This is a genomic window from Pseudomonas sp. PDM20 (assembly GCF_014852575.3).
In the GTDB taxonomy this organism is placed as follows: Bacteria; Pseudomonadota; Gammaproteobacteria; order Pseudomonadales; family Pseudomonadaceae; genus Pseudomonas.
Genome location: NZ_CM181224.1, coordinates 4,700,382 through 4,714,759 on the forward strand (window position 1 = coordinate 4,700,382; position 14,378 = coordinate 4,714,759).

The 14,378-nt window shown below is 66.2% G+C and carries 16 protein-coding genes; 1 reads left to right on the plus strand and 15 read right to left on the minus strand.

The annotated features are described in order from the left end of the window. Nucleotides 1-86 precede the first annotated feature (86 nt). The 14 genes from IB261_RS21465 to IB261_RS21530 all read right to left on the minus strand — a co-directional run bounded on the left by IB261_RS21465 (nt 87) and on the right by IB261_RS21530 (nt 12,473). Nucleotides 87-1,037, minus strand: a complete 951-nt coding sequence (locus IB261_RS21465) for a FecR family protein (protein ID WP_192381182.1) — start codon at nt 1,035-1,037, stop codon at nt 87-89. Next, nucleotides 1,034-1,555 carry a sigma-70 family RNA polymerase sigma factor gene (locus tag IB261_RS21470; RefSeq protein ID WP_192224165.1) on the minus strand — a complete coding sequence of 174 codons (522 nt, stop codon included), beginning with the start codon at nt 1,553-1,555 and terminating at the stop codon, nt 1,034-1,036. Before IB261_RS21470 ends, IB261_RS21465 begins: the two co-directional genes overlap by 4 nt. 203 nt (nt 1,556-1,758) lie before the next feature. Next, on the minus strand, nt 1,759-2,718 hold the full coding sequence (locus IB261_RS21475) for a DMT family transporter (RefSeq protein ID WP_081519206.1): 960 nt from the start codon (nt 2,716-2,718) through the stop codon (nt 1,759-1,761). 93 nt (nt 2,719-2,811) lie between these two features. Continuing rightward, the gene (locus IB261_RS21480) at nt 2,812-3,231 is read right to left on the minus strand and encodes an MAPEG family protein (protein ID WP_081519205.1); all 420 of its coding nucleotides are present in this window, start codon (nt 3,229-3,231) and stop codon (nt 2,812-2,814) included. Nucleotides 3,232-3,626: 395 nt separating this feature from the next. Then, on the minus strand, nt 3,627-3,842 hold the full coding sequence (locus IB261_RS21485) for a TOBE domain-containing protein (RefSeq protein ID WP_017517652.1): 216 nt from the start codon (nt 3,840-3,842) through the stop codon (nt 3,627-3,629). A gap of 39 nt (nt 3,843-3,881) precedes the next feature. Beyond that, on the minus strand, nt 3,882-4,709 hold the full coding sequence (ssuB, locus tag IB261_RS21490) for an aliphatic sulfonates ABC transporter ATP-binding protein (RefSeq protein ID WP_081519204.1): 828 nt from the start codon (nt 4,707-4,709) through the stop codon (nt 3,882-3,884). Beyond that, nucleotides 4,706-5,494, minus strand: coding sequence for an aliphatic sulfonate ABC transporter permease SsuC (gene ssuC / locus IB261_RS21495; protein ID WP_081519203.1), 789 nt, complete (start codon nt 5,492-5,494; stop codon nt 4,706-4,708). Before ssuC ends, ssuB begins: the two co-directional genes overlap by 4 nt. Before the next feature lie 107 nt (nt 5,495-5,601). Beyond that, nucleotides 5,602-6,765, minus strand: a complete 1,164-nt coding sequence (ssuD, locus tag IB261_RS21500; RefSeq protein ID WP_081519202.1) for an FMNH2-dependent alkanesulfonate monooxygenase — start codon at nt 6,763-6,765, stop codon at nt 5,602-5,604. Between the two features lie 157 nt (nt 6,766-6,922). Beyond that, entirely contained in the window at nt 6,923-7,888 is a 966-nt protein-coding gene (locus IB261_RS21505; RefSeq protein WP_081519201.1) for a sulfonate ABC transporter substrate-binding protein, read from the minus strand. Between the two features lie 133 nt (nt 7,889-8,021). Then, nucleotides 8,022-8,615 carry an NADPH-dependent FMN reductase gene (ssuE, locus tag IB261_RS21510; RefSeq protein ID WP_081519200.1) on the minus strand — a complete coding sequence of 198 codons (594 nt, stop codon included), beginning with the start codon at nt 8,613-8,615 and terminating at the stop codon, nt 8,022-8,024. Nucleotides 8,616-8,947: 332 nt separating this feature from the next. Continuing rightward, on the minus strand, nt 8,948-9,700 hold the full coding sequence (locus IB261_RS21515) for an ABC transporter ATP-binding protein (protein ID WP_192381181.1): 753 nt from the start codon (nt 9,698-9,700) through the stop codon (nt 8,948-8,950). Continuing rightward, the gene (locus tag IB261_RS21520; protein ID WP_192381180.1) at nt 9,697-10,521 is read right to left on the minus strand and encodes an ABC transporter permease; all 825 of its coding nucleotides are present in this window, start codon (nt 10,519-10,521) and stop codon (nt 9,697-9,699) included. The genes IB261_RS21515 and IB261_RS21520 overlap by 4 nt, the downstream gene beginning before the upstream one ends. 3 nt (nt 10,522-10,524) lie before the next feature. Next, nucleotides 10,525-11,538 carry an aliphatic sulfonate ABC transporter substrate-binding protein gene (locus IB261_RS21525; protein ID WP_192381179.1) on the minus strand — a complete coding sequence of 338 codons (1,014 nt, stop codon included), beginning with the start codon at nt 11,536-11,538 and terminating at the stop codon, nt 10,525-10,527. A 296-nt stretch (nt 11,539-11,834) separates the two neighbouring features. Beyond that, nucleotides 11,835-12,473 carry a peroxiredoxin gene (locus IB261_RS21530; RefSeq protein WP_045212297.1) on the minus strand — a complete coding sequence of 213 codons (639 nt, stop codon included), beginning with the start codon at nt 12,471-12,473 and terminating at the stop codon, nt 11,835-11,837. Nucleotides 12,474-12,765: 292 nt separating this feature from the next. Here IB261_RS21530 and IB261_RS21535 point away from each other — a divergent pair, with 292 nt between their 5' ends. Next, on the plus strand, nt 12,766-12,975 hold the full coding sequence (locus tag IB261_RS21535) for a DUF6316 family protein (RefSeq protein WP_081519197.1): 210 nt from the start codon (nt 12,766-12,768) through the stop codon (nt 12,973-12,975). 159 nt (nt 12,976-13,134) lie between these two features. On the opposite strand, the gene IB261_RS21540 is transcribed toward IB261_RS21535, so the two are convergent. After that, nucleotides 13,135-14,319 (minus strand): thiolase family protein, encoded by a 1,185-nt coding sequence (locus IB261_RS21540; RefSeq protein WP_081519196.1) that lies wholly within the window; start codon nt 14,317-14,319, stop codon nt 13,135-13,137. Nucleotides 14,320-14,378 lie beyond the last annotated feature (59 nt).

Below are 14,378 nucleotides of genomic sequence, written 5' to 3' on the forward strand. Positions count from 1 at the left end.
AACAGGTTATTCGCCGTTCCCTTTGCGGCGGATAACGCTGGCGCGTTATGCGCCCTACCTTCAGGCCGGGCGCGGGGGCGGGGAAATCAGCGCGGCAGGATGACCGCGCTGCCGTCGGCCTTGCGCTGTACGCGCACATCCAGCAGCACCGGCAAGGCCGCGAGGAAATCGTCCGGACGGGCCAGGCGCACGTTGCCGGAAATGGGCTTGTCCGCCAGGCGCTGGTCACCCAGACGGATTGGCGCGGCACGGTACTGCGACAGCTCATCCACCAGCGCACCCAGCGGCTGGTTGCGGAAGGCGAGCATGCCGTCACGCCACGCAGCGATGGCGGCAACCGGCACGCGGTCGACCTGCGCCTCCCCTGCTCCACTCGACAACCGGGCACGATCACCCGCGGTCAGCGTCTGCTCGCCCGGCGCAGCGAGCTGCGCCTGCAACGCCACTTTGCCGTGACGCACGGCGACGGTCAGGCCATCGCCCTCGCGGTGGACATCGAAGCCGGTGCCGAGCACCCGCACCCGGCTTTCGCCGGCGGTCACGCGGAAGGGCCGGTCGGCGTCATGGGTCACTTCGAAATAGGCTTCGCCGCGCAGCAATCGCACATCGCGCCAGCCCTCGGAGTAGTCCACCCGCAGTGTGGAATCCGCCGCCAGGAACACCCGCGTGCCATCGACCAGCGTGACCTCGCGCTGCTCGCCCGGCGCGGTGGACTGCACCCGCTGCGGATCGGCCAGGCGGCCGCCACTGAAGTCGTTGGCCAGCAGCAACGCCGCGCAGAACACGCTGGCAGCGGCCAGCCCGCGCCAGGGCAGGCTGAAGCCGCGACGCGGCGCGATGGCGGGCCTGCGAAGCTGGTCGAGATCACTCCACAGCTGCTCGATCTCGCGGTAGGCCGATGCATGGGCCGGGTCTTCCGCCAGCCAGTCGGCGAAGGCCTGGCGCTCGCGGGCATCACAGGCGCCCGAGCGCTGGTGGCTGAACCACTTGGCGGCCAGTTCGTCGATCACCTGCTGGCGCTCCTCTTGCGGCGTCATGCTTCGCCCTCTCCCTGAACGTGCCGCTTGCAGTGCAACAGCGCACTGGCGACGTGCTTCTCCACCATGCTCAGCGAGATCCCCATGCGCCGCGCCACCTCGGGCTGCGACAGGCCGTCGAACTTGTGCAGGATGAAGGCCTCGCGGCGGCGTGGCGGCAAGCTGTCCAGCGCCTGGGAAAGCTGCCGCAGGTATCGTTGTCGCTCGAACTGCACCACGGGTTCGCCCCCTTCGGCGGCCGGTTGCTGGTCAGTATCCGTGGCCTCTTCCGGCTCGCTGGCGAAGCGCCGGGAGCGCTGCCAGTGATCGCGCAGCAGATTGCGCGCGACCTGGAACAGGAAGGCGCGCGGCTGCTCCACCTGATGCCGCGAGGAAGACTTGAGCCATTGGGCAAAGGCGTCCTGGGCAAGGTCGGCGGCGTCCGCCGAGCTGCCCAGCTGCTTGCGCAGGAAGCGCAGCAACTCGCCGTGGAAGGAGCGATAGGCCTGGGACACCGAACGGGAGAAACGCTCATCCATCGACGCACGCCTCCCGGCGTCGCCGCCCTGCCCCACACTTGCCCGCTACCACGTCGCCCCCAGAACCGGGGCGCTTGGCCACCGGCAACTATCGAATTACACAAATGATAATACATATCATTTGCAGAATTGAAGCCAGACGAGAACGATCGGGCGAAAACGATGGAAAGCAAAAGGCCGCCTCACGGCGGCCCTTCGGGAACTCAGACGTTGGCGATGCGCGCCTTTCGCGCCCGGTAGCTGCGCAGTAGCGAAGGCGCCAGCGCGGTGAGCGCCGAGCCACTGACCACCAGCAGCGCACCGACATAGGCCAGGCCGTTGAGGTCCTCGGGCCGCACGAACTCCGGCCACAGCGAAGCAGCCAGCGCCACCGAGGCGAAGGTCACCAGCGGCGTGATCGCCAGGGTCGCGCTGACCCGCGAGGCTTCCCAGTGCGCCAGCGCCTCGGCGAAGGCGCCGTAGGCCACCAGGGTGTTCAGGCAGCAGGCCAGCAGCAGCCAGCCCTGCAGCGGGGACAGGTCCAGGGCCTCCAGCGGATGCGCCCAGGGCGTGAGCAGCGCGCCGCAGCCCAGGTAGATCACCATCATCACCTGAACCGAGGTCCACTGGGTCAGCAGCTGTTTCTGCGCGAGCCCATAGAAGGTCCAGATGAAGGCGGCGAAGACCACGATCAGCACGCCGGTGGTGTACTCGCCGAGCGAACCGAACAGCTCGGCCAGGCGCTGGTTGAAGAACAGCCCGAAGCCGAAGATCAGCACTGCCAGACCGAGCGCCTGGCCGACGCTGAAGCTCTCCTTGAAGACGAACAGGCTGCCCAGCAGCAGGAGGATCGGCGCGATCTGGATCACCAGCTGCGTGGTCCCCGGCGTGAGCAGGCGCAGGCCGATCAGGTAACAGACGTAGTTGCCGGTCAGGCCGAGGATGGCGATCAGCACCAGCCCCTTGCCGCGCTTGCCCAGCGGCGAGAAGCGCGGCAACTGGCGGGTGAAGCCCAGGTAGATGAGCAGCAGGCCACCGGACACCACCAGGCGAAACCAGGTGACGGTGATCGGGTCCATGACCTTCAGGACTTCCTTGAGCTTGATCGGCAGGATGCCCCAGAGGACGGCGGTGACCAGGGCCAGGAACAGGCCGAACTGCCAGCGGCCGGATGAAACGTGCATGAGTGCCTCGACGCGTATGCGGTCCGCCATGCTAAGTCATGGCGGTATCGCCCCATAGGAACAGTTGCGTGGTGCAACTGTTCCGGTCGCCGGTCAGATCAGGGTCGAGAGGCGCAGCAGCCACCAGATGAGGATGATCAGCTGGACGAGGAACGCGGCAAAGCGCACCCATACCGCCAGCACCGAGGTGCTGAGCAGATGCACCACCGACTGGACGATGCGCGCCACCAGCAGGGCCGGCGCCAGCGGGTCGGTGATCACTGTCTGCTGGGTGACCATGGCGTAGAGCAGCACGGCGCAGAACAGTGGCACGTTTTCCACGCAGTTGGCGTGTGCGCGCACCAGGCGCTGGCCGAAGGTGCCGGGGGTGTTGCTGCCGTCGGCGGCGAAGACGTTGACCTTCATGCGGCCGGACATCACCAGCAGGCCGCGCTGGTTGACCAGCAGCAGGACCAGCAGCACGGTCCAGGCAACCAGGCCGAGCAACGCGAAGGCAGAGGGACTCAGGGACATGCGGGACTCCTTTCTCTTGTTGGTTTGAGCGGAGTCTAAGGGAAGTAGAGTAATTGCTCTATATGTTTGCCGCCGCGCCGCGCAGGGTCTTGCAGGAGCAACCGTGTTTCGCCGGAAAATCCGTGCAAGTGCATTCCCCCTCACCCCAGCCCTCTCCCTGAGGGAGAGGGGGTAGATCGTGCCGGCTGGAGCTGCAGTTTCATCCTGCACCGAACGGTCCCCTCTCCCTTCAGGGAGAGGGTTAGGGAGAGGGCAAGTGCCACCGGCCGGCTCGGAGCTGCCGGGAATCGATCGCGGACGGAGTCCGCTCCTACGCACGCCGGACAGATCGTCGGTCGGCACAAAAGAAAACGGGCAGCCCGTCGCCGGACTGCCCGCCTCTTCCAGCGCCGCACTCACAGCTTGGCGATGGAGACCTCGGTGGATTTCACGAAGGCGATCACTTCGCTGCCGATGGCCAGTTCCAGCTCCTTCACGGAACGGGTGGTGATCACCGAAGTGACGATGCCGGCAGCGGTCTGCACGTCGATTTCCGACAGCACATCGCCTTCGACGATTTCCTTGATGGTGCCCTTGAACTGGTTGCGGACGTTGATGGCTTTGATGGTCATGGCGTAGCTCCTTGGGAGAATAGGGATTTCACTGTGGGTTCAAAGCGCCCAGCGCAGTTGCGTGGGCAGTGGGGAAACGGGTTCCGGTTCGGGCGGCTGGGCCGGCAGCGACAGCACGCGTTCGAGCACTTCGGCTTCCAGCGCGGCGAGCCTCGCCGAGCCACGGGCACGCGGCCGGTGCAGCTCGACGTTGAGGTCCAGGCCGATCTCGCCGTCCTCGATGAGGATCACCCGGTCGGCGATGGCCACGGCCTCGCTGACGTCGTGGGTGACCAGCAGCACGGTGAAGCCATGCTGCTGCCAGAGGTTCTCGATCAGCTGCTGCATCTCGATGCGGGTCAGGGCATCCAGCGCACCCAGCGGCTCATCGAGCAGCAGCAGGCGCGGCTGGTGAATCAGCGCGCGGGCCAGGGCCACGCGCTGCTTCTGGCCGCCGGACAAGCCCGCCGGCCACTCGTTGGCGCGGTCGGACAGCCCCACCGCCGCCAGCGCATCCAGCGCCTTCGGACGCCAGTCGCCCTTCAGGCCCAGGCCGACGTTGTCGATCACCCGCTTCCAGGGCAGCAGGCGCGAGTCCTGGAACATCAGGCGAGTCTCTTCGCGGGCGCTTTCCAGCGGCGCGGAGCCGGCCAGCAACTGGCCGTCACTGGCCTCATCGAGCCCGGCCAGCAGGCGCAGCAGGGTGCTCTTGCCGCAGCCGCTGCGGCCGACGATGGCGACGAACTGGCCAGCCGGAATCCGCAGGTCGATGCCCTTGAGCACCTCGCGGTCGCCGAAGCGCTTGCGCACATTCTCCAGCGCCAGCGGGATGCCTTTCTTGAGTTGCTGCGGCAGCTGCTTTTGAGACAGAGGGTTGACTGCGTTCATGCCGCACCTCCCTTGACCTGATAGGCCGGGTGCCAGCGCAACCAGACGCGTTCCAGGCCGCGGGCGGCGAGGTCGGCGAGCTTGCCGAGCACGGCATAGAGCAGGATCGCCAGTACCACCACGTCGGTCTGCAGGAACTCCCGGGCGTTCATCGCCAGGTAGCCGATACCGGAGTTGGCGGAGATGGTCTCGGCGACGATCAGGGTCAGCCACATGAAGCCCAGGGCGAAGCGCACACCCACCAGGATCGAGGGCAGCGCGCCCGGCAGGATCACCTGGCGGAACAGCGCGAAGCCGGACAGCCCGTAGCTGCGCGACATTTCCAGCAGCCCCGGATCGATGTTGCGGATGCCGTGGTAGGTGTTGAGGTAGATCGGGAACAGCGTGCCCAGGGCGACCAGGAAGATCTTCGCCGACTCGTCGATGCCGAACCACAGGATCACCAGCGGGATCAGCGCCAGGTGCGGCACGTTGCGGATCATCTGCACCGAGCTGTCGAGGAAGCGCTCGCCCCATTGCGACAGGCCGGTGATCAGCCCCAGCACCAGACCGATGCTGCCGCCGATGACGAAGCCGACGGCGGCGCGCCAGGTGCTGATCGCCAGGTGCTGCCAGAGCTCGCCGCTGACCACCAGGTGGTAGCCGGCCTCGGCCACGGCGCTGGGCGCGGGGAGGATGCGGCTGGACAGCCAGCCGAATTCCACCGCCAGCTGCCAGATGACCACCAGGCCCACCGGCAGGGCCCAGGGCGCGAGGCGCTGGGCAAGGTTGTTGGTAACGCTCATCTCATCTCTCCGGATTCTTCGATCGTAGGGCGGATGAAGCGGAACGCTTCATCCGCCGTTCGGGATCGACGGCGGATAACGCTGCGCGTTATTCGCCCTACGTTTGCTCAGCTCGCTGCAGCCGCCTTGGGCAGCTTTCTAGGAGGTAGAGAATCGTTTGCCACCATCTCGCCGAACGGGCTGACGTAGCCACGCGCCTGCGGTGCCTGTGCCTGAGCCAGTTCCAGATGCGGGAAGAGCAGTTCGGCGACCCGGTAGGACTCTTCCAGGTGCGGGTAGCCGGAGAAGATGAAGGTGTCGATGCCCAGCTCCGCGTATTCCTTCACGCGCGCCGCGACCGTCGGGCCGTCGCCGACCAGCGCGGTGCCGGCGCCGCCACGCACCAGGCCGACACCGGCCCAGAGGTTGGGGCTGACTTCCAGGTTGTCCCTGTTGCCGCCGTGCAGGGCAGCCATGCGCTGCTGGCCGACGGAATCGAAGCGCGCCAGCGAGGCCTGAGCGCGGGCGATGGTCTCGTCGTCCAGGTGGGAGATCAGGCGATCGGCGGCCTGCCAGGCTTCCTCGTTGGTCTCGCGGACGATCACGTGCAGGCGGATGCCGAAGCGCACGCTGCGGCCCTGCCTGGCGGCCTTCTCGCGCACCTGGGCGATCTTCTCGGCGACGGCGGCGGGCGGCTCACCCCAGGTCAGGTACAGCTCGACCTGCTCAGCGGCGAGGTCCTGGGCGGCATCGGAAGAGCCACCGAAATACAGCGGCGGACGCGGCTGCTGGATCGGCGGATAGAGCAGCTTGGCGCCCTTCACCTGCAGGTGCTTGCCGTCGTAGTCGACAGTCTCGCCTTCCAGCACGCGGCGCCAGATGCGGGTGAACTCGACCGAGGCTTCGTAGCGTTCGGCGTGGCTCAGGTGCAGGCCGTCACCGGCCAGTTCGTCCGGGTCGCCGCCGGTCACCAGGTTGAACAGCGCGCGCCCGCCGGAGAGCCGGTCGAGGGTTGCGGCCTGGCGGGCGGCCACGGTCGGGGAAATGATGCCCGGGCGCAGGGCGACCAGGAATTTCAGGCGCTGGGTCACCGGGATCAGCGAGGCAGCGACCAGCCAGGAGTCCTCGCAGGAGCGGCCGGTGGGGATCAGCACGCCGCCGAAACCGAGGCGGTCGGCGGCCTGGGCGACCTGTTGCAGATAACCATGGTCCACGGCGCGGGCCCCTTCGGCGGTGCCCAGGTAGTGGCCGTCGCCGTGGGTCGGCAGGAACCAGAAGATGTTGAGACTCATCGCAGTAACTCCAGATAAGCGCGCCGGCGTGGCGTAGCCGCGCGATGATGGGATTGGGGTATTTCGTGTTGCTTTGTGCAGGAGCGGGCCATGCCCGCAAACCGCGTCGCGCCTGGCGTCAGGCCGGTCGCGGGCATGGCCCGCTCCTACAGGTGTGTCACTGGGCGGCGGCCACCTTGGCCGGCGCCGTCCAGACCACGTCCTTGATGCTCAGCGCCTTCGGGATCAGCTTCAGCTGGGTGAAGGTGTCGGCGATCTTCTGTTGCGCGGCGGTGACTTCCGGGGTGATCGGCTGGGCGCCGTAGCCCTGGCGTTTCACCGCGGTGAAGGTGATGTCCGCCGGCAGGCCGAGCAGCGGCGCGACCTGGTCGGTGACCTGCTGCGGGTTCTGCTGCGACCACTCGCCGACCGAACGCACTTCGTCGATCAGGGTGGTGATGACCTGCGGGTGGTTGTTCGCGTAGGGGCGGGTCGCCAGGTAGAACTGGTGGTTATCCACAAGGCCGGTGCCGTCCACCAGGGTGCGGGCGGAGAGCTGCTTCTCGGCGGCGGCCTGGTACGGGTCCCAGATCACCCAGGCATCCACGCTGCCGCGCTCGAAGGCGGCGCGGGCGTCTGCCGGCGGCAGGTACACGGGCTGGATGTCGCTGTACTTCAGGCCGGCCTTTTCCAGGGCGCGCACCAGCAGGTAGTGCACGTTGGAGCCCTTGTTCAGGGCGACCTTCTTGCCCTTGAGCTCGGCGACGGATTTGATCGGCGAATCCTTGGGCAGCAGGATCGCTTCGCTGGTCGGCGCCGGCGGCTCATGGGCGACGTAGACGAGATCGGCGCCAGCAGCCTGGGCGAACACCGGCGGGGTTTCGCCGGTGACGCCGAAGTCGATGCTGCCGACGTTCAGCCCTTCCAGCAGCTGCGGGCCGCCGGGGAATTCGGTCCATTGCACCTTGACGCCCTGCTCGGCCAGGCGCTTCTCCAGCGTGCCACGGGCCTTGAGCAGCACCAGGGTGCCGTACTTCTGGTAACCGATACGCACGGTACCGGGTTGTTCGTCTGCCTGGGCGTTGTAGGACAGGGCTGCGATCAGCAGGGCCGCCAGTCCACTACGCAAAGTGAGGGTCCGCATGGGAGTGCTCCTTTATCGAGTGTGCTTGCCGGACCTGCGGTCCCGTTGTCGGGACGGTGAGGGCCTTTTCTTATTTGACGCGGAGACGCTTGCCGGGTTGGGGCTGGGCGTTCGCCTGCGTTGAATGGGTCGGTCAGATGCTCCAGCGGGCGTTGATCAGCCGTTCGTTGAGCAGGTTCGGGTCGATGGGTTTCGGCCGGCGCGCCAGGGCGCCGTGGAACTGTTCCAGGGATTCCAGCAGTCGATGTTCCAGGGTCGATTCCAGGCGCGCCGGGGTATTGCCCTCGGGGTATTGCACCTGGCTCTCCTCGGCGAACACGCCGTGCAGGGTTTCCTGGGCCTTCAATGCGGCGAGGACCGGCTTGAGCGCGTAGTCCACCGCCAGCATGTGGGCATTGCTGCCGCCAGTAGCCAGGGGCAGCACCACCTTGTGTGCCAGCGCCCGCTCCGGCAGCAGGTCGAGAATCACCTTCAGCGCACCGGCGATGGACGCCTTGTACACCGGGGTGGAAATAACCAGGCCGTCGGCGCGCAGCACCTGTTCGATCAGCTCGACCACCCGTGGGCTGTCGAAGCGTGCATGCAGCAGGTCCTCGGCCGGGAAGTCGCGCACGCTGTAGGAGCGCACCTCGGCGCCGTGGGCGTGCAGCCAGTTCCGCGCGATGTCCAGGAGGACACCGGATCGGGAACGCTGGCTGGGGCTGCCGGCAAGGGTGACTACATACATCTGCACGCTTCCTTATAACGATCAGAGCGGTACAAATGCCGCCCTGCTAACCAATGTGCATAGACCTTAACAGTCCTTCTCATATTCCAATAAATGGTATTTATTCATTTAGTTATGCGATTTCGATTTATACGCAGGAGCAATTGTCTTCTCCTGGATAATTCCGCGCCTGCATTTCCCCCTCACCCCAACCCTCTCCCTTAGGGAGAGGGGGCAGGCCGTGCCGGCTGATGCTGTGGTTTCATCCTGCACCGAACGGTCCCCTCTCCCTCCGGGAGAGGGCTAGGGTGAGGGCCGATCCGAGCACAGCAGCATCCCGTAGGGGCGGAACGTCAGATGACGTGGGACAGGTGCAGCTCGGTCAGCGCTTCGCCGCGCAGGAAGGCCAGTTCCACGGCGCGACGATCGCGCGGACGCGGCAGCGGCACGGGGAATTCGCGGCGCAGGCGACTGGGCGTACCGCCCAGCAGCAGGACGCGGTCGCTGAGGTAGAAGGCCTCATCGAGGTCGTGGGTGACCAGCAGGATGCTGATGTCGTACTCCAGCGCCAACTGCTGGATCAGGTCCTGCAGACGGATGCGGGTGAAGGCGTCCACCGCGCTGAAAGGCTCGTCCAGCAGCAGCACCTGCGGCCGGCCATAGAGGCCACGGGCGATGGCCGCGCGCTGCGCCATGCCACCGGAGAGCTGCTTGGGCAACAGCTCGCCCTTGCCTTCCAGCCCCACGTCGCGCAGCAGATGCCCGATGCGCTGAGCGTCGGCCAGCCAGCCGTCGGCGAAGCCGATGTTCTGCGCCACCGTGAGCCAGGGCAGCAGGCGCGGCTCCTGGAACACCACACCGACGCCGCCACCGCCACGGCCGCTACCGCCATCCGGGCCGAAGCCCAGCAGCGGGTTGCGCACCAGCGAGCCGGCGAACTCGTCGTCCAGCCCGGCGGCGATGCGCAGCAGCGTACTTTTTCCACAACCGCTGGGGCCGAGCAGGCTGACCACTTCGCCCGGAGCCAGGCTCAGGCTGACATCGTCCAGCACCCGCACGCCGGAGAAGCTCTTGCGGATGTCCCGCAGTTCCAGCAACGCGCTCATCCGCTCACTCCATTGCCAAGGAAGGTATCGCGCCAGGCCAGCGCACGCTGTTCCAGCGCCTTGAGCAGGCTGTCACTGAGCTTGCCGAGCACCGCCAGCACCAGAATGGCGGCGATGACGATGTCCGGCCGCGAGGTTTCCCGGCCGTCGCTGAGCAGGTAGCCCAGGCCGCGGGTGGCGGCAATCAGTTCGGCGGCGACGAGGAACATCCAGCTCAGGCTCAGCGCGCCACGCAGTCCGGTGAACAGGCTCGGCAGCGCCGCCGGCAGGAGAATGCGCCGCACCAGGGCGAAGGGCGACAGGTGATAAAGCCGGCCCAGCTCCACCCACTTGCGGTCGACGTTGCGCACGCCGGCCACCAGCGAGAGATAGACGGGGAAGAAGGCGCCGAGGGCGATCAGCACGATCTTCGGGGTTTCATCGATACCCAGCCAGAGCAGCAGCAAGGGCACCCAGGCCAAGCTGGGGATGGCCCGCAGCGCCTGGAAGGTGGGCTCCAGGTAGGCCTCGGCGCGCTGGCTAAGCCCTACCCAGGTACCGATCAGCACGGCCGCCGCCGCACCGATGAAGAAACCGGCCGCGACCCGTGCCAGGCTGGCCGCGACATGCTTCCAGAGTTCGCCCTGGGCCAGTTGCCAGAGCGTCAGCGCAATGCTGCTGGGCGCCGGCATCTGGTGCTCGGCCAACCAGCCGACGCGCACCGACAGCTCCAGCGCCGCACACAGCAGCAGTGGCACCAGCCAGGCGCGCCAGCTCAGCCGCGGCCAACGCAGTTTCAGTGCGCGACGCTGGCGGGCCAGGCGCAGGCTCTGGGACGGCATGACTTACTGCTCCGCCCTGGCGACGGCGGGCTTGCCGATCACTTCACCGGCCAGTTGCGGCGCGATCAGTTGATCCACCACGGCAGTGACGTCGGTCCCCGGACGCACCAGTTGCTCGTCCAGCAGGATCGGTGCGGCGGCCTTCAGCGCGGCCACCTGTTCGGCACCCGGCAGCGGCTTGCTGAAATCGGTGCGAGAGAGTTGCAGCTTCGCCACTTCCAGCGGCAGCTTGGCTTCCTCGGCGAGCAGCTTCGCGGTCTCTTCCGGGTGCGCCACGGCCCACTGACGCGCTTCTTCATAGGCGGCGATGACCTGCTTGATCAGCTCCGGCTGCTCCTTCTCGAATTTCTCGGTGACGCTGAGCACGCCGTAGCTGTTGAAGTCGACGTTGCGGTACAGCAGTCGTGACCCGGCCTGCAGCTCGCTGGCGGCCATGTGCGGATCGAGGCCGGCCCAGGCGTCCACCCTGCCCTGCTCCAGCGCGGCGCGGCCGTCCGGGTGCTGCAGGTGGACGATCTCCACGTCGCTCTTGTCCAGCCCGGCCTGCTGCAGGCTGCGCAACAGGAACAGGTAGGGGTCGGTGCCCTTGGTGGCGGCGATCTTCTTGCCCCGGAGATCGGCCACCGACTTGAGCGGCGAATCCTTGGGCACCACCAGTGCGGTCCACTCCGGACGGCTGGCAATGTAGACGGTCTTCAGCGGGCTGCCGTTGGCGCGGCTGAGGACGGCAGCCAACCCCGCCGTGGAGGCGAAGTCAGTGCTGCCGGCGTTGAGGTACTCCAGCGAACGGTTGCTGCCCTGGCTGAACACCCAGCGCACCTCGGTGCCTTGCGGCTTGAGGGATTTCTCCAGCCAGCCGAAGTGCTTGAGCACCAGGCTGGTGGGCGCGTAGTAGGCGTAGTCCAGGCGCACCTCTTTCGGGGCGTCGGCGGCTTGGGCGGGGCTGTTGTAGGCGCCGATCGGCAGGCTCGCGAGAAGAGCGACGGCCAGGCTGCGGCGCCAGGTGGAATGACCCATGGTCTTCTCCTTGGCGTGGCTTGCGTCTTCTTCCCGTTTGGCGGGCAAGTCAGATCGAATAGATCGAACAGAAAGCAGAGCTTGAATAAAAAAGCGCGGCGTGGTCCGCGCATGAAGGATAAAAATGGGCCGGCGAACCGGCCCGATTTCCGCTCGAGGTTGAGACTTCGGCCTCCGGAGCGCGCGAGCCAGAGTCAGGCAAGGCACCAGCGGCAGTGAGAGCGGAGTGTGCCAGAGCACATGAGCATCTCGCTGTCGCTGGCGACGCAGGCTGGCCGACGCGCAGCCGCTTCGGATCACTTGTTCGGTTGCGGCGTCAGGCGCAGGTACGGCTTGATGGCGCGGTAGCCCTTGGGGAAGCGCTGCTTGATCTCTTCCTCGTCCTTGAGCGAGGGCACGATCACCACGTCGTCGCCGTCCTGCCAGTTGCCGGGCGTTGCGACCTTGTGGTTGTCGGTGAGCTGCAGCGAGTCGATGACGCGCAGGATCTCGTTGAAGTTGCGCCCGGTGCTCGCCGGGTAGGTGATGGTCAGGCGCACCTTCTTGTTCGGGTCGATGACGAACAGCGAACGCACGGTGAGGGTGTCGTTGGCGTTCGGGTGGATCAGGTCGTACAGCTCGGAGACCTTGCGGTCGGCGTCGGCGATGATCGGGAAGTTGACCACGGTGTTCTGGGTCTCGTTGATGTCTTCGATCCACTTCACGTGGGAGTCCACCGGGTCGACGGACAGGGCGATCACCTTAACGCCCTTGGCGGCAAACTGGTCCTTGAGCTTGGCGGTCAGACCCAGCTCGGTGGTGCATACCGGGGTGAAGTCGGCCGGGTGGGAGAACAGCACGCCCCAGCTGTTGCCGAGCCATTCATGGAAACGGATGCGGCCTTCGCTGGATTCCTGTTCGAAGTCGGGGGCGATGTCGCCGAGTCGCAAGCTCATGGGTCTCTCCTTGTTCGTGTTGGTCACCACTATGCACAAGGTCTTTACGCATTAAAAAGAATATATTTTGATTTTCTTATAACCAAAACAATCTACTTTTCTCGACCCTGCCCGACGACGACCGTCGCCGGACACTGAGCATAGTCAAGGGAACGTGAAGCCCATGCCGGTGAGTGTTTCATCGCTGAAACGATTGCCTGCCGTTCGTCGCCATTCCTGCGTAGCCCAGGCACGGCGGGGCTTTGCGACATACACTCGATTCAATTAATCCTTTAGTTCGGGAGGTCAGCTCATGTTGGGACAACGCGTCGGCGACGGCCAGGCGGCCACCCATTACCGCAGCGACCGCATCAGCGCGGTCAATGGTCAGTACTTCTTCTCCACCCGCGAGGGAACGCTGGAAGGCCCTTACTTCACGCGCTTCGATGCTGAGCGCGAGGTGATGCTGTACATCACCCGCATGCAGCAGGCCTCCGACCTGTTCGCCCGCGTCGGACGCTGATCTCCTTCAGCTCCTGGCCACACGAACCCCGGCCTGCCAGCCGGGGTTTTCTTTTGCCTGCAGATACCCCCGGCTCCAACACTGGGCAAAGAAAAAGCCCCGGCATCGCTGCCGGGGCTTTTTGCGTTCGGCTCTCCTGCGTGGGAAGAGCCGGGTGCCTCAGCGAACGGCCTCGAACAGGCCGGTGGCGCCCATGCCGCCGCCTACGCACATGGTGACGATGCCGTAGCGCAGGTTGCGGCGCTGCAGTTCGCGCACCAGGTGGCCGACCTGGCGCGAGCCGGTCATGCCGAAGGGGTGACCGATGGAGATGGAGCCGCCGTTGACGTTGTACTTCTCGTTGTCGATGCCCAGGTGATCGCGGGCGTACAGGCACTGCGAGGCGAAGGCTTCGTTGAGCTCCCAGAGGTCGATGTCGGCGATCTGCAGGCCCTTGGCCTTGAGCAGCTTGGGCACCGAGAACACCGGGCCGATGCCCATCTCGTCCGGCTCACAGCCGGCGACGGTGAAGCCGCGGAAGAAGGCCTTGGGCTTGAGACCCAGTTCCAGGGCTTTCTCCAGGCTCATGATCAGGGTCATCGAGGCGCCGTCGGAGAGCTGCGAGGCGTTCCCGGCGGTGACCGAACCGTCCTCGGCGAACACCGGCTTGAGGGAGTTCAGGCCTTCGAGGGTGGTTTCCGGGCGGTTGCAGTCGTCACGGTCGACCACGCCGTCGAGCACTTTCTTCTCGCCGGTGGCCTTGTCTTCCACCAGGTACTTCACGCTCATCGGCACGATTTCATCGTCGAACAGGCCTTCGGCCTGCGCGCGGGCGGTGCGCTGCTGGCTCTGCAGGGAGTACAGGTCCTGCTGCTCGCGGGTGACGTTGTAGCGGCGGGCGACGATCTCGGCGGTCTGCCCCATGGGGTAGTAGATGCCGGGGAACTCGTCCTTCAGGCGCGGGTTCACGAAGTTGTCGAGGTTCTGCTTGCCCATGGTCAGGGTGATGGACTCGACGCCGCCGGCCACGAGGATGTCGCTGCAGCCCGAGGCTACCTGGTTGGCAGCAATGGCGATGGCCTGCAGACCCGAGGAGCAGTAGCGGTTCAGGGTCATGCCGGCGACATGGGTGCCCAGGCGCGACAGTACGGCGGCGTTGCGGCCGATGTTGTGGCCCTGGGCGCCTTCGTTGGAGCCCGCGCCGACCACGCAGTCGTCCACCAGCAGCGGGTCGAGGTTGTTGCGCGCCAGCAGCGCGTCGATGCAATGGGCGACCATGTCGTCCGGACGGGTCATGTTGAATTTGCCACGGAAGGACTTGGCCAGGCCGGTACGGACGCTGTCGACGATCACCACTTCGCGCATGGGAAACCTCGTTGCTTGTTGTTCGTTGGGGAGGATGGTGTGGCCCCGAGCATAGGCGC